This is a genomic window from Cupriavidus sp. 01L43, from assembly GCF_056399925.1.
In genome coordinates this window covers 192,171-211,028 of sequence record NZ_JBFTSH010000009.1, presented here as the reverse complement: position 1 = coordinate 211,028, position 18,858 = coordinate 192,171, and the positions used below count along the sequence as shown (strand labels likewise).

Sequence of the window (18,858 nt, the reverse complement as noted above, 5' to 3'; positions counted from 1 at the left end):
GTCTCCTAGGCCGCCAGCGCGCGCCGCGCGGCATCGACAATCCGCGCCACGGAGGGCAGGTAGCTGTGCTCCAGCCGGGCCAGCGGCACCACGGTGTCGTAGCCGGTCACGCGCTGCACTGGCGCGCTGAGCGAATAGAGGCCGGCATCGGCCAGATTGGCCGCGATCTCCGCGCCGAGCCCCGCCGTGCGCGGCGCCTCGTGCACGATCACGCAGCGGCCGCTGCGGGCCACGGATTCGAGGATGGTGTCCATGTCGAGCGGCTTCAGCGTCGCCACGTCGATCACGGCGGCGCCGATGCCTTCGTCGGCCAGCTGGTCGGCGGCGGCCAGCGTCTCCTGCAGCATCGCGCCCCAGCTCACCAGCGTGAGGTCGGCACCGTCGCGCAGCGTGAAGCAGGCGTCTAGCGGCAGCGCCTCGCCATCGTCGGGTACCTCCTGCCGGAACAGCCGGTAGAGCCGCGTCGGCTCCAGGAAGATCACCGGGTCCGGATCGCGGATGGCCGCCAGCAGCAGCCCGTAGGCCCGCGCGGGCGAGGATGGCATGACCACGCGGATGCCCGGCATGTGGGCGAACATCGCCTCGGGGCTTTCGGAATGATGCTCGGGCGCGTGGATGCCGGCCCCGCTCGGCGCGCGCACCACCATCGGACAGCCCAGCCGGCCGCGCGTGCGGTGGCGCATGTGGCCGGCGTGGTTGAGGATGTTGTCGATGGCCGGGTAGATGAAGCCCGCGAACTGGATCTCGGCCACCGGCTTGAGTCCCATCGCCGCCATGCCGATGGCCGCGCCGACGATGCCGCCTTCGGCCAGCGGGGTGTCGATCACGCGCGCCTCGCCAAAGCGCGCCTGCAGGCCCACCGTGGCGCGGAACACGCCGCCGTTGACGCCGATGTCCTCGCCCAGCAGCACCACGTCCGGGTCGTGCGCCAGCGCGTGGGCCAGCGCCAGGTTCACCGCTTCCACCAGATGCAGTTCAGCCATGATGGGCTCCTGGCGGGGTCGTCTGATATTGGCGCGCCATCTCGCGCTGGGCTTCCAGCGCGGCGGGCAGGGTGGCGTAGAGGCAGTCGAACATCGCGCCGGTGTCGGGCGGCGGCAGGGCCAGGTAGGCGTCCACGGCAGCGGCCACGGCCTGCTGGCATTCGCGGATCAGCGCCTCCTCCCGGCCCGGGTCCCAGGCGCCCTGCGCGGCGAGGTAGTCGCGCAGCCGCACGATGGGCTCCTGCGCCCAGGCGGCCTTGACCGTTGCTTCGTCGCGGTAGCGCGAGGCATCGTCGGCCGTGGTGTGGTCCCCCAGCCGGTAGGTCACGGCCTCGATCAGCGTGGGGCCGCCGCCGGCCCGGGCGCGGTCGATCGCCTCGCCCACGCGGTGCCGCACCGCGATCACGTCGTTGCCATCGACCTGCTCGCCGGGAATGCCGGCGGCGATGGCCTTCTGGGCGAGCGTCTGCGCGGCGGTCTGCTTGCTGCGCGGCATGGAGATCGCCCACTGGTTGTTGTTGACGACGATGACCAGCGGCACGTGCCACGCGCCGGCCATATTCATCCCCTCGTAGAAATCGCCCTTGGAGGTGCCGCCGTCGCCGACGATGGTCACCGCCACGCGGGGCTGCCCGCGCAGCTGGAACGCATAAGCCACGCCGGCCCCGTGGCCCACCTGGGTGCCGATCGGCACGCAGTTGCCGAAGTCATGCGGCGCCGCCGCAAAGCCGCTGCCGCGCTCGTCGCCGCCCCAGTACAGCAGGCTCTCGGTCATGGTGACGCCCCGCACAAACTGCGCGGCGTGGTCGCGGTAGGACGGCACCAGCACGTCGTCCGGCAGCATGGCGGAGGCCACTCCGACGCCAATCGCTTCCTGCCCGAGCGCGGACGCGAACGTGCCGATCTGGCCCGTGCGCTGCATGGCGATGGCCTTGAGGTCGAACTGGCGGGTCAGCACCATGGCGCGATACAGCGGCAGCAGCGCGGCCGGGTCGCGGGCGAAGGGGGGAAGGTCTGGGCTGGCGGTGCCCTGGGCGGAAAGGTAGCGGGTAAAGCCGATCTCGAAGCGCGCAACAGTGTCCATGTGGATGTCCCCGTGTTGGAACCCTGTCAGGTTCGCGGTGCCCTGTGCGGCGCAGCATCTTGTGGACGCTGCTGCCTTCGAGTGTAGGGCACGGATGCGGGGAGCGGGCGTGCGCTGCCGCACGGGGCGGCGGATCGGCTTACCGGGGGGACTGAGGACGGCTGACTTCGGCGCCTTACACCGGCTTCCACACCGGCGAGGCCGCCACGGTCACTTTCCTCGGCAGGATGGACTGCGCGGCGAAGGCGTCGGCGATGCGCTGCTGTTCCTCGAGCGAGGCGGCGTCCACGGCCTGTACCTGATAGGTACGGCGCAGGTTGGCGGCCTCCACGGTGGCCGGGTCGAGCCCGATCAGCGGCGCATGCCATGCCGCCGCCGGACCCGGGTTGCGCTTGATCCAGTCGCCCGCGCGGCGCAGTTCGTCATAGACCACGGCCAGCACGTCGGGCCGACGCTTCGCGTACGGCGTGGCGGCGAGATAGAAGCGCCGGTAGCTGGCCAGCTTCGTCCCATCGCGCAGGATGCGGGCATTGGCCTGGCGCTGCACTGCTGCGAGGAACGGGTCCCAGATTACCCAGGCCGCCACGCTGCCGCGCTCGAAGGCCGCGCGGGCGTCGGCGGGCGTCAGGTAGGCCGGTTCGATGTCGCGCACGGACAGCCCCGCTTCGGCCAGCGCCTCCACCAGCAGGTAGTGCGCCCCCGCGCCCTTGGCGAATGCCACGCGCTGGCCCTTGAGCTGGGCGACGGTGCGGATCGGCGAGTCCTGCCGCACCACGATGGCCTGCGCCGTGGGCGAGGGCGTCTCGATGGCGTAGTAGGTCAGCTGCGCGCCGGCGGCCAGCGCGAACGGCGGCACCGCGTCCGCCACATCGGCGGTGAGGTCGAGGTTGTTGACGTTCAGCGATTCCAGCAGCGGCAGGCCCGAGGTGAACTCGTGCCACTGCACGTTCACCTTCAGCGGGGCGAGGGCCTTCTCCAGCGTCTCGCGCGACTTCAGCCAGATCATCAGCGTGGAGGACTTCTGGTAGCCAATGCGCAGCGTCTCGGCGCCATCGGCGGCGTGCGACAGGCTCGACAGGGTCGACAGCAGCGGGAGCGCGGCGCTCCCCAGGCCGGCCAGGACCAGGCGGCGGCGGGTGGGGTCGCGGGTGAGGTCAGATACGTGCGACATGGCGGATTTCCTTCGTTCGGGTGGGTGTCTAGCCCGCCAGCCTAGCCGCCAGCGCCCGCGTGGCGAACGAAGCTTCCCGCCTTTGCTTATGCGGATTGGCGCCATATGCGACAACCGCATAACCGCGCGCGATTTCATTCGTTGTTCCGATATCGCCCGCTCTTTACAGTGCATAGCTTGTACCCGGTTCCCCCCGTTCCCCGGTCCCCCAAGAAGCCGAGAAGCGCATTGCCATGACGACTGCCACCCTTCAGGATTTCGAGATCCGCCCGTTCGACGCCGCGCTTGGTGCGGAAGTGATCGGGCTCGATCTGAACCAGCCGCTTTCCACGACGGACTTCCAGCGCCTCCATCGCGCCCATCTGGACCACCACGTGGTGGTCTTCCGCGACCAGCGCATCACGCCCGCGCAGCAAATCGACTTCAGCCGCCGCTTTGGCCCGCTGCAGATCCACGTGCTGCACCAGTTCCAGTTGCCCGGCCATCCCGAGATCCTGATCGTCTCGAACGTGGTGGAAGACGGCAAGCCGATCGGGCTGGGCGATGCCGGCCACTTCTGGCACTCCGACCTCTCCTATAAGGAGAAGCCCAGCCTCGGCTCGCTACTGCACGCGCGGGAGCTGCCCGAGGAGGGCGGCGACACGCTGTTCGCCAATATGCATACCGCCTGGGACGCGCTGCCGGCCGACCTGCAACGCCGGGTGGAGGGCCTGCAGGCCGAGCACACCTACCTGGCCCGCTACGCCGAGCTGCAGGCGCGCAGCCCGTGGCGGCCCAACCTCTCGCCCGAGCAGATCGCCCAGGTGAAGCCGGTGCTCCAGCCCGTGGTGCGCACGCATCCGGAGACGGGCCGCAAGGCGCTGTTCGTCAGCGAGCACTTCACCACGCGCATCGCCGGCCTGCCGGAGGACGAAAGCCGCGCGCTGCTGGACGAGCTGTTCGCCCATAGCGTGAAGCCCGCGCACGTCTACCGCCACCAGTGGCAGCCGAACGACCTCGTGTTCTGGGACAACCGCTCGCTGCTGCATCTGGCCGCCGGCACGCCCGACCACCTGCGCCGCGTGATGTACCGCACCACCATCGAAGGCGATACGCCGTTCTGAACGCGACACCGAACCGAAATCCATCCGGAGCCCCTGCATGTCCCTGTCCATTCTTTCGACGACCCTGAAACGCCGCGCCGCCGCCGCCGTCCTGACCGTACTGATTGGGCAGTGCGCCAGCCTCGCCCTGACCGGCGTGGCGCACGCCGAGGGCCGCCTGCGCATTGCCGAGCAGTTCGGCGTGGTCTACCTGCTGCTGAACGTGGCCCGGGACCAGCAACTGATCGAGAAGCACGGCAAGCAGCAGGGCGTGGATGTCAAGGTGGAATGGACCCAGCTCTCGGGCGGCGCCGCCGTCAACGACGCGCTGCTCTCGGGCGCCATCGACATCGCCGGCGCCGGGGTGGGCCCGCTGCTGACGGTGTGGGACCGCACGCACGGCAAGCAGAACGTGAAGGGCGTGGCCTCGCTCGGCAACTTCCCGTACTACCTCGTCAGCAACAATCCCAAGGTGAAGTCGATTGCCGATTTCTCCGACAAGGACCGCATCGCGCTGCCGGCCGTCACGGTGTCGGTGCAGTCGCGCGTGCTGCAACTGGCCGCCGCCAAGCAATGGGGCGACAAGGAGTTCAACCGGCTCGACAAATGGACCGTGGCCGTGCCCCACCCGGACGCAGCGGCGGCCATCATCGCCGGCGGCACCGAGATCACCGGCCACTTCGGCAACCCGCCGTTCCAGGAGCAGGAGCTGGCCGGCAACCCCAACGCGCGCATCGTGCTCAGCTCGTATGACGTGCTGGGCGGGCCGAGTTCCGCCACCGTGCTCTACGCCACCGAGAAGTTCCGCAACGAGAACCCCAAGACCTACCGCGCCTTCGTCGATGCGCTGGCCGAGGCCGCGCAGTTCGCCACCGCCAATCCGGAGGCCGCCGCCGACCTCTATATCCGCGTGAACAAGGCCAAGATCGACCGCGCGCTGCTGGTCAAGATTCTGCGTAACCCGCAGGTGCAATTCAAGGTCACGCCGCAGAACACCTTCGCGCTGGCCGAGTTCATGCACCGCGTGGGGGCGATCAAGAACCAGCCGAAGACCTGGCAGGACTACTTCTTCCAGGACCCGGCCACGGCCCAGGGGAGCTGACATGTCTGAACCGCTGCACCCAGGCGCGCATCTGCGCGTGATTCCGGGCCGGTCGCCGTCTTCGTCACCGTCTGCGCCGCTGTTGCAGGTGGATGGCGTCTCGCTCGAATACCGCACCGACGCGCGCGTGGTGCGTGCCACCCACCGCGTGAGCTTCGACGTGCATGGCGGAGATCGCTTCGTGCTGCTGGGCCCGTCCGGCTGCGGCAAGTCCACGCTGCTCAAGGCCGTGGCCGGCTTCGTGCCGCCAGTCGAGGGCGAGATCCGCCTGGAAGGGCGGCGCGTGGCGGCGCCGGGGCCGGACCGCATCGTCGTGTTCCAGGAATTCGACCAGCTGCCGCCGTGGAAGACGGTGAAGCAGAACGTGATGTTCCCGCTGCGGCGCTCGCGCGGCATGGGCGCCGCCGAGGCCGCCGAGGTGGCGCTGCACTTCCTGAACAAGGTGGGGCTGGCGCAGTTTGCCGATGCCTATCCGCACACGCTATCCGGCGGCATGAAACAGCGCGTGGCGATTGCCCGCGCGCTGGCGATGCGGCCCAAGGTGCTGCTGATGGACGAGCCGTTCGCCGCGCTGGACGCGCTGACCCGGCGCCGCATGCAGGAGGAACTGCTCGAACTGTGGCACGACGCCGCCTTCACGCTGCTGTTCGTGACCCATTCGATCGAGGAGGCGCTGGTGGTCGGCAACCGCATCCTGCTGCTGTCCCCGCACCCGGGCCGCGTGCGCGCGGAACTCAACAGCCACCAGTTCAGCCTGGCCAGCCAGGGCAGCGCCGATTTCCAGGCCGCCGCGCAGCGCATCCACCAGATGCTGTTCGATCAGCCGGCAGAGACCGCCGGCGAGCGGGGCAGGGCGCACGCGTAGCGTCCCAGCGAATCAATTCGACCGATCATGACCACCCTCGACACCCCCATCCGCCCTGAATACGAACTGGCGCTCGAGCCGTTCACCGCTGTGCCGCTGTCGCGGCCGTTGCCCTTCCATCGCCGCCTCTGGCAGCAGGGCTGGGTGCGCAAGGCGGTGATCCTGCTGGCGCTGGCGGTGCTCTGGGAAATCCTCGCCCGCATCCAGGACAACGACCTGCTGCTGCCCACCTTCCTGGCCACGGCGCGGGCGTTTGGCGAAGGCATCGCCAATGGCGAGCTGCCGGGCAAGGCGGCGGTGTCGCTGTCGGTGCTGGTGCAGGGCTACGCGGCGGGCATCGCGCTGGCCTTCGTGCTGACCACGCTGGCCGTCTCCACCCGGCTCGGGCGCGACCTGCTCGACACGCTGACCGCCATGTTCAATCCGCTGCCGGCCATCGCGCTGCTGCCGCTGGCGCTGCTCTGGTTCGGCCTGGGCAGCAAGAGCCTGATCTTCGTGCTGATCCACTCGGTGCTGTGGCCGCTGGCGCTGAATACCTACGCAGGCTTTCGGGGCGTGCCCGAGACGCTGCGCATGGCCGGGCGCAACTACGGGCTGCGCGGCCTGCGCTATGTGGTGCTGATCCTGCTGCCGGCGGCGCTGCCGGCCGTGCTGTCCGGGCTCAAGATCGGCTGGGCCTTTGCCTGGCGCACGCTGATTGCGGCGGAACTGGTGTTCGGCGCGTCGTCGGGCAAGGGCGGACTGGGCTGGTTCATCTTCCAGAACCGCAACGAGCTGTACACGGACCGCGTGTTCGCGGGCCTCGCCACGGTGATCCTGATCGGGCTGGCGGTGGAGGGGCTGGTCTTCACCACGCTGGAGCGTGTGACCGTACGGCGCTGGGGCATGCAGCACTGACCCGGTTGGCCCGTTACCCCGTTGCCCGGCGGCGAGGGGCGGAGTAAGGTACGTGGTCTCGTCCGGAGCCCCCATGACCGCCATCCACAATGCCGCCGCCCAGGGTTTTGCCGCCCAGGCCGATACCTACGCCCGCGGGCGTCCCGAATATCCCGCCGAACTGGCGCACTGGCTGCACGACACGCTGGGGCTCGCCCCGGGCAAGTCGGTGGTCGATCTAGGCGCCGGCACCGGCAAGTTCACCCGCCTGCTGGCCGCCACCGGCGCCAGCGTGGTGGCCGTGGAGCCGGTCGCCGAGATGCGCGCCCAGCTTGCCGCCAAGCTGCCGGACGCCACCGTGCTGGCCGGCACCGCCGAAGCCATCCCGCTGCCCGACGCCAGCGTGGACGCCGTGGTCTGCGCGCAGGCCTTCCACTGGTTCGCCAACCCCCCCGCCATGGCCGAGATCCGCCGCGTGCTGCGCCCCGGCGGCAAGCTCGGGCTGGTGTGGAACGTGCGCGATGAATCGGTCGACTGGGTGGCCCGGCTCACGGCCATCATGACCCCGTTCGAAGGGGATGCCCCGCGCTACTACCGGGGTGACTGGAAGCGCGTCTTTCCCGCCGAAGGCTTCGGGCCGCTGCGCCTGACGGAATTCCCCTACACCCACACCGGCGCGCCGGAGCAGGTCATCGTGGACCGCGTGATGTCGGTCAGCTTCATCGCCTCGCTGCCCCCGGCGCAGCAGGACGCGGTGCGCGCCCAGTTGCACGACGTCATCGCCACCGACCCGGCGCTGCGCGGCCAGACGGCGGTGGCGTTCCCGTACACCACGGCCGCCTATTGCGCCGAACGGGGCTGAAACCCTTAGCCCGGGCGGATTGACAAGCCCCGGGCCGTTCTATACGGTGGACGCCCATTCCAACCGGCCGTCCGCCGCTCCCTCATGCCACGTAAAGCCGCCCAACTCTCCGAAGCCGACAAGCATGGCGCCGCAGGCGGCGCCGTGGCCGTGGACCGGGCGCTGTTCGTGCTCTCGGTCTTCCGGGAAGGGGATACCGCGCTCGGCCTGGCCGAACTGGCGCACCGGAGCGGTCTATATAAGAGCACGCTGCTGCGGCTGCTGGCCTCGCTCGAGCATGCCCGGCTGGTGCAGCGGTTGCCCGATGGCCGCTACGGGCTCGGCCCGGAAGTCGCCCGGCTCAATGCGGTCTACGCGGCGTCGTTCTCGCTGGAGCAGGTGGTGGTGCCCGCGCTGCGCGAGCTGGTGCGCGACACACGCGAATCGGCCGCCTTCCACGTGGAGCAGGGCGAGCATCGCCTGTGCCTGTACCGCGTGGATTCCCCCCAGCCCGTGCGCGACCACATCCGCGCCGGCGATCTCCTGCCGCGCAACCGTGGCGCCGGCGGCCGGGTGCTGCGGGCGTTCTCGGGCGCACGGGGCGAGATCTACCAGCGCATCCGCGAGGAAGGGGTGATTGCCATGGTGGGCGACCGCAGTCCGGACATCGCTGGCGTCTCCGCGCCGGTGTTCGGCCCGGCCGGCGAACTGAAGGGCGCGCTGACGCTGACCTGCCCGACGCCGCGTTTCTCGGAAACCTTCCGCGATCAGGTGCTCGCCGCTGCGCGCCAGCTCACGGCGGCACTTGGCGGCACCTTCCCGGAAGTCCAGCCGGCCCGCGCCCCGGCGGTGCCCGCAGGGCAGAACGACCCATCTGACGAAGACTGATCCGCACGGATTTCCGTAGTAATTTCAAAACGTTGCGTGCGCGCTAACCCGGCTTAACGGGGGTGCCGCCGCACGCCGTGCACGGGCTATGATGCGCCTCTCCGGTCGCAATTGCCGTTATCAGCGCGCATCCTGCGGCCAGGATCAGGGTAAACCGCAATAACGGCAGCCGCCCCCGGTCGCTTTAGAGGATGTTGAATCCGTGCACCTGGCCCAGCAGACCATTCTGGTCGTCATGATGGTGGTGTTCTCCAGCACGCTGGTAATGGCGGCGGGGCTCGTGCTCGCGCTGCGCGCCAACGAGGCTGGGCGGCTGTGGGCGGGCGGCCATGTCATCGCCTCCGGGGCCGGGCTGGTCGTGGCGGCCAGCGTGGGCGCCGGGTCGCTCCAGCTCGGGGCGCTCGGCGCGGGAGCCTATATCGTCGGCCGGCTGGCGATCTATCGCGGCGTGCGGGTCTATTACGGCCTGCCCGAGCGCGCCATGCTGCTGCGGGCCACCGGCGCCGTGGTGATGGTCCTGATGGTGCTGATGAGCGGGCTGGCGGACGGCCCGCTGCTGATCCACGCCATCGGCTACGGCGTGCTGGCCATGACGTCGTTCACCACCCTCATTACCCTGCTGCGCAGCGCGCGCGGCCGTACCAGCATCGGCGGGCCGCTGGTGCTGGCCTCCCATCTGGTGCTGCTGGGCTCCCAAGTGGCGGCGCTGGGGCAGGCGGCGTCATTCCACGGGCACGTGATGGTGCCGTTCTTTGCCCAGACCGCCTCGTCGGTCTGGCCGCTGGCGCCGCTGGTGGCGGTGCTGCTGGGCCTGTTCGGCTTCAGCCTGATGGCGATGGAACAGATCATCGCGCGGAACGAGAGCGGGGCGCGGGTCGATGCACTGACCGGCCTGCTGAACCGTGGCGCGCTGGACATGACGGCCATGGGACTGGTGGCGCGCTGGCAGCGCGAGCGCGAGGCGCTGTCCTGCCTCGTCATCGACGTGGACCACTTCAAGCAGGTCAACGACACCCACGGCCACCACGCCGGCGACAACGTGCTGCGCGAGATTGCCGCCGCGCTGGACAACTCGCGCCGCGCTTCGGACATCGCCGCGCGCTACGGTGGCGAGGAATTCTGCATCCTTTGCCCCCACACGGACGAACAGCAGGCCACGGCGCTGGCCAACCGCATCCTGCGCAAGGTGCGCGCGATCGAACTGCCGGGGCGGGGCGGGCACGCCAGCGTCAGCATCGGCGTGGCGCAGCTGCACGGCGGCGCCACGAGCCGCGAGTCGCTGTGGCGCAACCTGTTTTCCGAAGCCGACCGTGCGCTCTACATGGCCAAGCAGCGGGGCCGCGACCAGTTCGTGCTCGGGTCGAGCATGGTGATCGACGAGACCCCGGAAGCGCAAGAAGACACGCCGGCGTCGATGGACTGCGCCACCGCCGCCTAGCCGGGCCTACCCCAGCGCCCCCCCGAAGCGATACCGCTTGCCCGGGTGCCACAACACCACCAGCGAGGCCACCGCATCGCGCGAGAACGTGCGGCGGCGCAGCACCAGCGCCGGCTCCGCCTCGCCGATGGCCAGCATCTCCGCCACCTCGGCCGTGGGCAGTTGCGCCTCGATCTGGTACTCGGCGCGCTGTAGCGGCGCCACCCGCATCAAGTGCTCGTTGGGCGTGACCGCGCCAAAGTCGATTTCCATATAGCCCGGCGCCAGCGCCGGATTGACCCAGCGGTCTTCCACCTGGATTGGCGCGTCGTTCTCGTAGTGCAGGATCACCGAATGGAACAGCATGCTGCGCTCGGCCACGCCGAACTGGGTGGCCAGCATGCGCGTGGCGTGCTGGCGTTCCAGCCGGAACAGCGCGCTGCGGTGGCGGTGGCCGCGCGCGCGGATCTCCTCGGCAATGCTGCGGATCTCCACCACGGTGGCTTGATAGCGCTGCGGCGCCACGAACGTGCCGGCGCCCTTGCGCCGCACCAGCACCTGCTCCGCCTCCAGCTCGTTGAGCGCGCGGTTCACGGTCATGCGCGAGACCCCGAACTGGGCCGCGAGCCGCAGTTCGGGCGGGATGGCGTCCCCCTCGCCCCAGGTGCCGGCCTCGATCTCCCCCTGCACATAGTCCTTGATGCGCTGGAAGGCGGGCGTCGGCGTGGCGGACGATGGGGTCGATGACATGGAGGCTCCTGGCTCTCTGTAATGGTGCGCGCGGTCCGCTTCTGTGAAATGCGGCGCCGGCCACCCCTGACGATGCCCGCGCATTGTGCCGCATCGCACCAACGTCGTGCGAGACATGGTGATGACGCGGCGATTGCACGGCTTATGCGAAAACCGCTTTTCGATCTGCAAAAAGTTGTCTATACAGTATCAGACAGGATCGATAAGATCAGTCTATACAAGCTGCTGCCGAAGACAAGCCGAAGTCACGGTGTCATGGCGACAGCATCGCGATTGAAAAGCACGGGGAGCCCGAAGTGAATCGTCATCTTTCCAGGCTGGCAGCGGCATGGCTGCTGCCGGTAGCGCTGTCGTGGGCGGCGTCAGCCAGCGCACAGCCGGACACCCATTCGACCTATCCCGCCAAGCCGGTGCGGATCATCGTGCCATTCGCCGCCGGCGGTGTGGCGGACGCGCTGCCGCGCCTCATCGGCCAGAAACTGGGCGAGAAGTGGGGAAAGTCCATCGTGGTGGACAACAAGCCCGGCGCCGCCGGGAATATCGGCATGGAGGCCGTGGCCCGCGCCGCGCCGGACGGCTACACGTTGGGCCTGGCCCCGGCCGGCAACCTGACCGTGAACCCCATCCTGTTCCCGAAACTCGGCTATGAGACGCGCGACTTCGTGCCCGTGACCATGCTCGCGGCGTCGCCGAACGTGCTGGTGGTGAATCCGGCCGTCCACGCCCGCTCGCTGAAGGATCTGATCAGCTACGCCAAGGCCCACCCGGGCGAACTCAATTTCTCCTCGCCCGGCAACGGCAGCGGCGCGCATCTGGCGGGCGAGCTGCTGAACCTGGAGGCCGGCATCAAGATGGTTCACGTGCCCTACAACGGCATGGCGCCCGCACTCAACGACGTGCTGGCCGGGCAGGTACAGATGATGTTCGGGGGGATTTCCACGGTGTTGCAGCACATCCGCACCGGCAAGCTGGTGCCGCTGGCCGTGGCCAGCCCGCGCCGCCTGCCGCAGTTGCCGAACGTGCCGACGGTGGCGGAATCGGGCTATCCGGGCTTCGACGTGACCTCCTGGTACGGGCTGGTGGCGCCGAAGGGCACGCCGGACGCCATCGTCCAGAAATGGCAGGCCGATGTGGCCACCGTACTGCGCCAGCCCGACGTGAAAGAAAAACTCGACGCGCTGGGCCTGGAGCCCGTGGGCAACAGCGCGCAGGCGTTCGGCGGCACCATCGCCGCCGAGACGCTCAAATGGCGCGCCATCGTGCACCGCGCCAACATTCCCCCGATGCAGTAAGGAGACCGCCGTGAAAGAGTTGTACCTGACCTACCTGAACGGGCCGGACGTGGCCGAACTGGCGCTGACTGATGCCGAGATCCTGGCGGCGGTGGAAGGCGCGCTGGCCGCGCAGGGCCGCCGCGAGACCGTGATCGAGCCGCGCGTGCACCTGGTGCCGGAGTCGTCGGACAAGGGCCATTTCAACGTGCTGCGTGGCTTTATCAAGCCGCTGCACGTGGCCGGGGTGAAGGTGGTTTCGGACTATGTCGATAACTACAAGCAGGGCCTGCCGTCGGAAATGGCGCTGCTGAACCTGTTCGACCCGGACAACGGCGTGCCGCTGGCCGTGATCGACGCCACGGCCATCACCGACATGCGCACCGGCGCCGTGACGGCGCTCGGCGCGCGGCATCTGGCGCGCAAGGGCAGCAAGATCCTCGGGCATGTGGGCGCTCGCGGGACCTCGTACTGGAACGTGCGGCTGCTCGATTCGATCTTCGATTTCGACGAAATCCGCGTCCATTCGCGCCGCCCGGAGAGCCGCGACGCCTTTGCCGCCCGGCTGACGCGCGACCTCGGCAAGCCGGTGATCGTGACTGACGACTGGGAGTCCTGCGTGCGCGGGGCGGACATCATCGTGGAAGCCTCCCGCCTGCCGGCGCCCACGCCGATGCTGCTGACCGAATGGATCAAGCCCGGCGCGCTGGTGATTCCGTACGGCACGATGAGCGCCGTGGAGCTGTCGCTGACCGACATCATGAGCAAGATGGTCGTGGACGACTGGGGCCAGTGCCGCAAGGGGCTGCCGTTCGGCGCGCTGCGCCAGCACGTGGACAGCGGGCGGCTGAACGAGGAAAACCTCCATGCCGAGCTGGGCCAGATCGTGGCGGGGCTGAAGCCGGGCCGCGAGCGCGACGACGAGACCATCCTGTTCTGGCACCGCGGGCTGTCCACCACGGATATCGCCCTCGGCCATGCCATGCTGACCAAGGCGCGGGCGCTGGGGCTCGGCCAGACGCTGCGGTTTGCCTGAGATGGCGCACGGCGTTGCCTCGACGCGCATGTACAACGCCACGCCGGCAGTGGCCGAGGCGTGGCAGCGGCTGTTCGTGCAGGTCTTCGCCGATCTCGACTGGCCGGTGCGCGTGATTCCGCACGCCTGGCCGGCCTCCCTGAAGGCGCTGTGGCAGCGGCGCGACCTGGTATGCGGCTTCATGTGCGGGCTGCCGTTTGCCGAGCACGTGGCGCCCGTGGTGCCGCTGGTGGCGCCGGTGCCGGCGGTGGCGGCGTACGGCGGGCTGCCGCGCTATCGGAGCGAACTGCTGGTGCGGCGCGAATGCGGCTGGCGCAGCCTGCCCGATACCTTCGGGCAGCGCTTCGGCTGGATGGTGCCGCATTCGCAGTCGGGCTATCAGGCGGCGCGGCTGCTGCTGGCCCCGTACGCGGGAGAGTCGGGCAGCGCGCTGTATTCGGCCTCGGTCGGCCCGCTCGACACGCCGCCGCGCGTGCTGGAAGCGCTGCAGGGGCGACAGATCGACGTGACCGCCCTCGACAGCTATTTTCTCGAACTCGTACGAAAGCATGAGCCGGCGTGGCTGGCCGGGGTGGATACCATCGCGGTCACGCCCTGGACGCCGATCCCGCTACTGGTAGCCGCGCAGACCCTGCCGGCGCCGGACCGGGAGCGGCTCGTGGACAAGCTGTGCAGCCTGCACGAGGACGCCCGCTACGTGGCCCTGCTTGAGGCGGTGGTAGTGCAGCGCTTCGTCGTGCCCGACGTGGCCGCCTACGACAGCCTGCCGCTGGCAGCGGCAGGGGCGACGCAGTATCCGGAGATCCGCTGACGGCGTCTCGGGCTATTGCGCGCCCGGCACATCCCGCTGCGGCACGCCGTCGTACGTCCAGATGAACTGGCGGGGGATGGGGCCCTTGTTGCGGCCGCCTTGCTGGGTTTGTTCCCAGGCGTGGGAGAGGATGCCGACCGAGCGCGACAGGCAGAACAGGCCGCGCGCGAGCGGGGCCGGGAAGCCCAGTTCGGCGTAGATCACCGCCGTGGCGCCGTCGATATTCATCGGAATCGGCTTCGCCCGGCCGGCGCCGAGCGCCTGCTCCACCGCGCGGGCGATGCCCGCGTAGCGGCCGGAGACCACACCGGCGGCGGCCGCCTGATCCACCAGCGCCAGCAGGCGCGGGGCGCGCGGGTCGAGCGGATGGAAGCGATGCCCGAAACCTGACACAAACTTGCCGCGCAGCTCCCGGTAGGCCTGCAGCGCCGCCGCCACGGCTGCCTCGCGCGTGGCGCCGGCATCCTCGCGCTGCGCCACGTCCTGATACAACTCCACCGCCTGTTCGCCGGCGCCGCCGTGTACGTCGCCCAGCACGTTCACGGCCGATGCCATCGCGTTGTTCAGCCCCACGCCGCACGTGGCCGCCATGCGCGCAATGGCGATGCTCGGCGCCTGCGGGCCATGGTCCACCGCCGCCATCAGCGCGGCGTCGAGCAATTCGCCCTGGCCGGGCCCCGGCAGGTCGCCGCGCAGCATCAGCCAGATCATCTGGGCGAACGAGACATTGCCGATCAGTTGCTCGATGGGGTAGCCACGATAGCGGATCTCGCCCGGCTTCATGTCGATGATTTCGGTGTGCCACCAGTCCTGCGAGGCCTGCTGGCCGGCGTCGATCGTCTTGTCGCTCATAGCGCGCGCTCCTGTTTCAGGGTGTCGATGTCGGCGTCGGCGTAGCCGAGTTCGACGAGGATGTCGCGGGTGTGCTGGCCCAGTTCGGGCGGCGGGGTGTCCACGGCGGGTGCCTGCCCGTTGACCTTGAAGCCGGTGCGCACCAGCCGGATGTCGCGGCCCACGCCGGGCACATCGGGGAAATCGCCGATCATGCCGCGGTCGCGCACCTGCGGATGGGCCAGCGTGTCGGGCACGTTCAGCACCGGCCCGGCCGGCACGCCGGCCTCGTTCAGCCATTGCCACCAGACCGTGGCGGGCTCGCGGGCCAGTTCCGCCTCGAGCGCCTCGGTCAGCGCGCGGCGGTTGGTCAGCCGGGCCTGGCGCTGCGCGAAGCGTGCATCGGTGGCCAGTTCGGGGCGGCCCAGCACGCGGCACACGGCCTCGAACTGCTCCTGCTTGTTCGCGGCGATGTTGAGCAGGCCGTCGCCGGTGCGGAAGGTGCCGGACGGGCTGGCCGTCATGTTCTCGTTGCCCATCGGCGAGGGCGCCTTGCCGGCGATCAGGTGGTTGGAGACCACCCAGCCCATCGTGGCGAGCGTGGCTTCCAGCATCGACACATCGAGGAAATAGCCCTCGGTGCGCGTGGTGTCCGCCAGCGACGCCGCGATGGCGAAGGCCGCCGTAATGCCGCCGATGGTGTCGGAGACCGGATAGCCCACGCGGTACGGCGCGGTTTCCGGGTCGCCGGTGATGCTCATCACGCCTGACATGCCCTGGATGATCTGGTCGTAGGCAGGCAGGTCCGAGAGCGGGCCGTCCTGGCCGAAGCCCGAGATCGCGCAGTAGATCAGGCGCGGATTCACAGCCTTCAGGTCTTCATGGCCAAGGCCGAGCCGCTTCATCACGCCGGGCCGGAAGTTCTCGACCAGCACATCGGCACTGGCCACGAGCTTGCGGAACACCTCCTTGCCGCGCGCGTGCTTGAGGTTGAGCGTGATCGAGCGCTTGCCCGGGTTCTGGGCGAGGAAGGACACGCCCATCAGGCGCTGGTTCAGGTCGGCATCGGCGCCAAGCTGGCGCGCGAGGTCGCCGGTGCCCGGCGTCTCCACCTTGATCACCTCCGCGCCCATGTGCGCCAGCTGATGGCAGCAGAACGGGCCGGCCAGCACGTTGGTGAGGTCGAGCACGCGGATGTTGCGGAGCGGCTTGTTCGGTTGCGGGTGCGGTTGCGGTTGCGGTTGCATGACGGGTCCTGCCTTGAAAAGATTACTCAGCCTTGGCGCCGGACTCACGCACGATGGTGCCCCAGCGCGTGTTCTCGGCCTTGATGACGCTGGCCAGGTCGGCGGGGCTGCCGCCGCGCGGCTCGCTGCCTTCCTCGCGCAGCCTGGCCACGGTGTCCGGGTCCTTCAGGGCCTTGTTCACCTCGGCGTTCAGGCGCTGCACCACCTCGGCGGGCGTGCCGGCCGGGGCCACGAGCGCCTTCCAGTCCTCGGCCTGGAAGCCGGCGTAGCCCTGTTCGGCCACGGTGGGCACGTTGGGCAGCAGCGGCAGGCGCTTGGCGGAGGTCACGGCCAGCGCGCGCAGCTTGCCGGCCTTGAGCATCGGCAGGGCGATGGGCGGCGTGGCGAAGTAGAAGTCGGTCTGGCCGCCCATCAGGTCGGTCAGCGCCGGGGAGGCGCCCTTATACGGCACGTGCAGCGCCTTGATGCCGGCGCGGCGCTGGAACATCTCGCCGGTCAGGTGGCCCACGGTGCCGGTGCCGGCGGACGCCATCGACAGCTGCTTGGCCTTGCCCGCCGCCACCAGATCGGCCAGCGTCTTGAACGGCGCATCCTGCCGCACGATCACCACCACCGGCTGGGCGGATACCAGCACCACGGGCGTGAAGTCGCGCACGGCGTCGTACGGCATCTTGGGATAAAGCGACGGATTGATGGCGAGGTTGGCGGTCTGGCCCATGCCGACCGTGTAGCCGTCCGCGCGGGCCTTGGCCACCGTATCCAGCCCGATATTGCCGCCGGCGCCGGCGCGATTCTCGACCACCACGGTCCAGTGCGTGGCCGCCCCGACCTTGTTGAAGACGAGGCGCGACAGCACGTCCGTGCCGCCAGCCGGCGGGAACGGCACCACCAGCCGCACGGGCTGGTTCGGCCAGGCATCGGCAGCCAGCGCGGCGGGAGCGCCGGTCAGCAGCGGGGCCGCAAGCAGCGTCATCGCCAGCGCGCGGGCCGGCAACGGAAGGGCGGAACGGAGGCGGGAACGAAGGCGGGAACGAAGGCGGGAACGGATAGGGGCGGAACGGATAGGGGCGGAACGGATAGGGGCGGAACGGATAGGGGCGGAACGGAACATGCGGGTGTCTCCAGCGGTTTTCGTGTTTCCGGATGTGCTTTAAGAAGTTCTGTAAGATAGAACATCGATCTTAAAGAAGGAACACGCGAAGGATAGGAGGACGCGACGGGGCATGTCAAGTCGGCAATGACGAGGGGGTGGGCATGGCCATTGCGTCTGCCTGAGCCGTCCGGCTCCACTACAATAGCGGCCCAGAATTGAAAGGTAGGCAGAACAATGTCCCACGCTTGCGGTCTCGACTTCGGCACGTCCAATTCCACGGTAGGCTGGCTGCGCCCCCACCAGCCGGTGCTGTTGCCGCTGGAAGATGGCAAGACCACGCTCCCGTCGGTGATCTTCTTCCATGCCGAGGACCCGCTGGTCAGCTATGGGCGCGCCGCGCTGGGCGACTATCTGGCCGGCTACGAGGGCCGGCTGATGCGCTCGCTCAAGAGCCTGCTCGGCACGTCGATGATGGACGACAGCACCGAGGTCATGGGCCAGGCAATGCCCTTCCGCCAGCTGCTGGCCCATTTCATCGGCGAACTGAAACGCCGCGCCGAACTGGCGGCCGGCACCACGTTCACCAAGGCGGTGCTGGGCCGGCCAGTGTTCTTTATCGACGAAGACCCCAAGGCCGACCAACTGGCCGAGGACACGCTGGGCGAGATCGCCCGCGCGGCGGGCTTCCAGGAGATCGCGTTCCAGTACGAGCCGATTGCCGCCGCGTTCGACTACGAGGCCGGCATCTCGGGTGAGGAACTGGTGATGGTGGCCGACATTGGCGGCGGTACGTCCGACTTTTCGCTGGTGCGGCTGTCACCGGACCGCGCCAAGAAGCTCGACCGCAAGGCCGACATCCTGGCCAACGGCGGTGTCCATATCGGCGGGACCGACTTCGACCGCGCCCTGAGCCTGGCCAGCGCCATGCCGCTGCTGGGGCTGGGCAGCCAGCTACGCAACGGCAAGGAAATGCCGTCGAGCCAGTATTTCGATTTGGCGAGCTGGCACACCATCAACCTGCTCTACACGCGCAAGGCGTGGTCGCTGGTGATGGATAACTACCGTGACGCCGCCGAGACCGAGAAGCTGGACCGCCTGATCCGGCTGATCAAGGACCGCGCCGGCCACTGGCTCGCCATCCAGGTAGAGGCGGCCAAGATCGCGCTGTCCGAGGAAGAAAAGACCTGGGTGGACCTGCACCGCATCGCCCCGGACACCCAGCTGCTGATTACGCGCGACGACTTCGATGGCGCCATCGCCAAGCTGGTGACGAAGACCGAGAGCACGGTACGCCACATGCTGGACACAGCCGGCGTGACGGCGGATCAGGTCGATACGATCCTGTTCACCGGCGGCTCCAGCAGCGTGCCGCTGCTGCGCCAGCGCCTGGCGGAACTGCTGCCGGGCGCCAAGCGCGTGGAAGGGGATCTGTTCGGCGGCATCGGCTCAGGCCTCGCGCGCGATGCGGCGCGGAAGTTTGGGTGAGTTGGTTGGCCGGTTCGCCGGTTAG

Annotated in this window: 18 protein-coding genes; 11 read left to right on the top strand and 7 right to left on the bottom strand. The window is 69.2% G+C overall.

Features of this window, described 5'->3' with window-relative positions; all coding sequences use genetic code 11:
* Nucleotides 1-5: 5 nt before the first annotated feature.
* The 3 genes from AC1DP9_RS17075 to AC1DP9_RS17065 all read right to left on the bottom strand — a co-directional run bounded on the left by AC1DP9_RS17075 (nucleotide 6) and on the right by AC1DP9_RS17065 (nucleotide 3,238).
* Nucleotides 6-983, bottom strand: coding sequence for an alpha-ketoacid dehydrogenase subunit beta (locus AC1DP9_RS17075; RefSeq protein WP_092296961.1), 978 nt, complete (start codon nucleotides 981-983; stop codon nucleotides 6-8).
* Entirely contained in the window at nucleotides 976-2,067 is a 1,092-nt protein-coding gene (gene pdhA, locus AC1DP9_RS17070; RefSeq protein WP_454757675.1) for a pyruvate dehydrogenase (acetyl-transferring) E1 component subunit alpha, read from the bottom strand. The genes AC1DP9_RS17075 and pdhA overlap by 8 nt, the downstream gene beginning before the upstream one ends.
* Nucleotides 2,068-2,242: 175 nt before the next feature.
* Nucleotides 2,243-3,238: an aliphatic sulfonate ABC transporter substrate-binding protein gene (locus AC1DP9_RS17065; RefSeq protein ID WP_477107992.1), complete on the bottom strand. Its 996-nt coding sequence runs from the start codon at nucleotides 3,236-3,238 to the stop codon at nucleotides 2,243-2,245.
* Nucleotides 3,239-3,471: 233 nt separating this feature from the next.
* Here AC1DP9_RS17065 and AC1DP9_RS17060 point away from each other — a divergent pair, with 233 nt between their 5' ends.
* The 7 genes from AC1DP9_RS17060 (at nucleotide 3,472) to AC1DP9_RS17030 (ending at nucleotide 10,330) form a co-directional block, all read left to right on the top strand.
* A complete protein-coding gene (locus tag AC1DP9_RS17060) occupies nucleotides 3,472-4,341 on the top strand; it encodes a TauD/TfdA dioxygenase family protein (RefSeq protein ID WP_477107991.1) in 870 nt (289 codons plus the stop codon).
* Nucleotides 4,342-4,378: 37 nt separating this feature from the next.
* Nucleotides 4,379-5,422, top strand: coding sequence for an ABC transporter substrate-binding protein (locus tag AC1DP9_RS17055; protein WP_255370888.1), 1,044 nt, complete (start codon nucleotides 4,379-4,381; stop codon nucleotides 5,420-5,422).
* A 1-nt stretch (nucleotide 5,423) separates the two neighbouring features.
* Complete coding sequence (locus AC1DP9_RS17050; RefSeq protein WP_477107990.1) at nucleotides 5,424-6,287, top strand: ABC transporter ATP-binding protein; 864 nt, start codon at nucleotides 5,424-5,426, stop codon at nucleotides 6,285-6,287.
* Between the two features lie 27 nt (nucleotides 6,288-6,314).
* Complete coding sequence (locus AC1DP9_RS17045; protein ID WP_477107989.1) at nucleotides 6,315-7,184, top strand: ABC transporter permease; 870 nt, start codon at nucleotides 6,315-6,317, stop codon at nucleotides 7,182-7,184.
* Between the two features lie 73 nt (nucleotides 7,185-7,257).
* The gene (locus AC1DP9_RS17040) at nucleotides 7,258-8,025 is read left to right on the top strand and encodes a class I SAM-dependent methyltransferase (RefSeq protein WP_477107988.1); all 768 of its coding nucleotides are present in this window, start codon (nucleotides 7,258-7,260) and stop codon (nucleotides 8,023-8,025) included.
* Between the two features lie 84 nt (nucleotides 8,026-8,109).
* Entirely contained in the window at nucleotides 8,110-8,892 is a 783-nt protein-coding gene (locus AC1DP9_RS17035; RefSeq protein ID WP_477107987.1) for an IclR family transcriptional regulator, read from the top strand.
* 202 nt (nucleotides 8,893-9,094) lie between these two features.
* The gene (locus AC1DP9_RS17030; RefSeq protein ID WP_477107986.1) at nucleotides 9,095-10,330 is read left to right on the top strand and encodes a GGDEF domain-containing protein; all 1,236 of its coding nucleotides are present in this window, start codon (nucleotides 9,095-9,097) and stop codon (nucleotides 10,328-10,330) included.
* A gap of 6 nt (nucleotides 10,331-10,336) precedes the next feature.
* On the opposite strand, the gene hutC is transcribed toward AC1DP9_RS17030, so the two are convergent.
* Nucleotides 10,337-11,059: a histidine utilization repressor gene (hutC, locus tag AC1DP9_RS17025; RefSeq protein WP_092296988.1), complete on the bottom strand. Its 723-nt coding sequence runs from the start codon at nucleotides 11,057-11,059 to the stop codon at nucleotides 10,337-10,339.
* Between the two features lie 296 nt (nucleotides 11,060-11,355).
* Here hutC and AC1DP9_RS17020 point away from each other — a divergent pair, with 296 nt between their 5' ends.
* Genes AC1DP9_RS17020 through AC1DP9_RS17010 form a run of 3 tightly spaced genes read left to right on the top strand, consistent with a single transcriptional unit; the run spans nucleotide 11,356 to nucleotide 14,177 of the window.
* Nucleotides 11,356-12,351 carry a tripartite tricarboxylate transporter substrate binding protein gene (locus tag AC1DP9_RS17020; RefSeq protein ID WP_477107985.1) on the top strand — a complete coding sequence of 332 codons (996 nt, stop codon included), beginning with the start codon at nucleotides 11,356-11,358 and terminating at the stop codon, nucleotides 12,349-12,351.
* A gap of 10 nt (nucleotides 12,352-12,361) precedes the next feature.
* Nucleotides 12,362-13,366: an ornithine cyclodeaminase family protein gene (locus AC1DP9_RS17015; protein ID WP_441592864.1), complete on the top strand. Its 1,005-nt coding sequence runs from the start codon at nucleotides 12,362-12,364 to the stop codon at nucleotides 13,364-13,366.
* 1 nt (nucleotide 13,367) lies between these two features.
* Entirely contained in the window at nucleotides 13,368-14,177 is an 810-nt protein-coding gene (locus AC1DP9_RS17010; protein ID WP_477107984.1) for a phosphate/phosphite/phosphonate ABC transporter substrate-binding protein, read from the top strand.
* A 12-nt stretch (nucleotides 14,178-14,189) separates the two neighbouring features.
* Here the strand turns inward: AC1DP9_RS17010 and AC1DP9_RS17005 are convergent, their stop codons facing one another.
* From AC1DP9_RS17005 to AC1DP9_RS16995, 3 genes are read right to left on the bottom strand one after another with little or no spacing between them, the layout of a single operon-like run.
* A complete protein-coding gene (locus AC1DP9_RS17005) occupies nucleotides 14,190-15,029 on the bottom strand; it encodes a citryl-CoA lyase (protein WP_441592866.1) in 840 nt (279 codons plus the stop codon).
* Complete coding sequence (locus AC1DP9_RS17000; RefSeq protein ID WP_477107983.1) at nucleotides 15,026-16,255, bottom strand: CaiB/BaiF CoA transferase family protein; 1,230 nt, start codon at nucleotides 16,253-16,255, stop codon at nucleotides 15,026-15,028. Before AC1DP9_RS17000 ends, AC1DP9_RS17005 begins: the two co-directional genes overlap by 4 nt.
* Before the next feature lie 22 nt (nucleotides 16,256-16,277).
* Nucleotides 16,278-17,228 carry a Bug family tripartite tricarboxylate transporter substrate binding protein gene (locus tag AC1DP9_RS16995; protein WP_477107982.1) on the bottom strand — a complete coding sequence of 317 codons (951 nt, stop codon included), beginning with the start codon at nucleotides 17,226-17,228 and terminating at the stop codon, nucleotides 16,278-16,280.
* Nucleotides 17,229-17,582: 354 nt separating this feature from the next.
* On the opposite strand from AC1DP9_RS16995, the gene AC1DP9_RS16990 reads away from it, so the two are divergent.
* On the top strand, nucleotides 17,583-18,833 hold the full coding sequence (locus AC1DP9_RS16990) for an Hsp70 family protein (protein WP_092297010.1): 1,251 nt from the start codon (nucleotides 17,583-17,585) through the stop codon (nucleotides 18,831-18,833).
* Nucleotides 18,834-18,858: the final 25 nt, after the last annotated feature.

Bases quoted from the DNA above. Each gene is read 5' to 3' on its own strand.
- AC1DP9_RS17075 (WP_092296961.1), bottom strand. From the start codon at position 983: ATGGCTGAACTGCATCTGGTGGAAGCGGTGAACCTGGCGCTGGCCCAC.
- pdhA (WP_454757675.1), bottom strand. From the start codon at position 2,067: ATGGACACTGTTGCGCGCTTCGAGATCGGCTTTACCCGCTACCTTTCC.
- AC1DP9_RS17065 (WP_477107992.1), bottom strand. From the start codon at position 3,238: ATGTCGCACGTATCTGACCTCACCCGCGACCCCACCCGCCGCCGCCTG.
- AC1DP9_RS17060 (WP_477107991.1), top strand. From the start codon at position 3,472: ATGACGACTGCCACCCTTCAGGATTTCGAGATCCGCCCGTTCGACGCC.
- AC1DP9_RS17055 (WP_255370888.1), top strand. From the start codon at position 4,379: ATGTCCCTGTCCATTCTTTCGACGACCCTGAAACGCCGCGCCGCCGCC.
- AC1DP9_RS17050 (WP_477107990.1), top strand. From the start codon at position 5,424: ATGTCTGAACCGCTGCACCCAGGCGCGCATCTGCGCGTGATTCCGGGC.
- AC1DP9_RS17045 (WP_477107989.1), top strand. From the start codon at position 6,315: ATGACCACCCTCGACACCCCCATCCGCCCTGAATACGAACTGGCGCTC.
- AC1DP9_RS17040 (WP_477107988.1), top strand. From the start codon at position 7,258: ATGACCGCCATCCACAATGCCGCCGCCCAGGGTTTTGCCGCCCAGGCC.
- AC1DP9_RS17035 (WP_477107987.1), top strand. From the start codon at position 8,110: ATGCCACGTAAAGCCGCCCAACTCTCCGAAGCCGACAAGCATGGCGCC.
- hutC (WP_092296988.1), bottom strand. From the start codon at position 11,059: ATGTCATCGACCCCATCGTCCGCCACGCCGACGCCCGCCTTCCAGCGC.
- AC1DP9_RS17010 (WP_477107984.1), top strand. From the start codon at position 13,368: ATGGCGCACGGCGTTGCCTCGACGCGCATGTACAACGCCACGCCGGCA.
- AC1DP9_RS17005 (WP_441592866.1), bottom strand. From the start codon at position 15,029: ATGAGCGACAAGACGATCGACGCCGGCCAGCAGGCCTCGCAGGACTGG.
- AC1DP9_RS17000 (WP_477107983.1), bottom strand. From the start codon at position 16,255: ATGCAACCGCAACCGCAACCGCACCCGCAACCGAACAAGCCGCTCCGC.
- AC1DP9_RS16995 (WP_477107982.1), bottom strand. From the start codon at position 17,228: ATGACGCTGCTTGCGGCCCCGCTGCTGACCGGCGCTCCCGCCGCGCTG.
- AC1DP9_RS16990 (WP_092297010.1), top strand. From the start codon at position 17,583: ATGTCCCACGCTTGCGGTCTCGACTTCGGCACGTCCAATTCCACGGTA.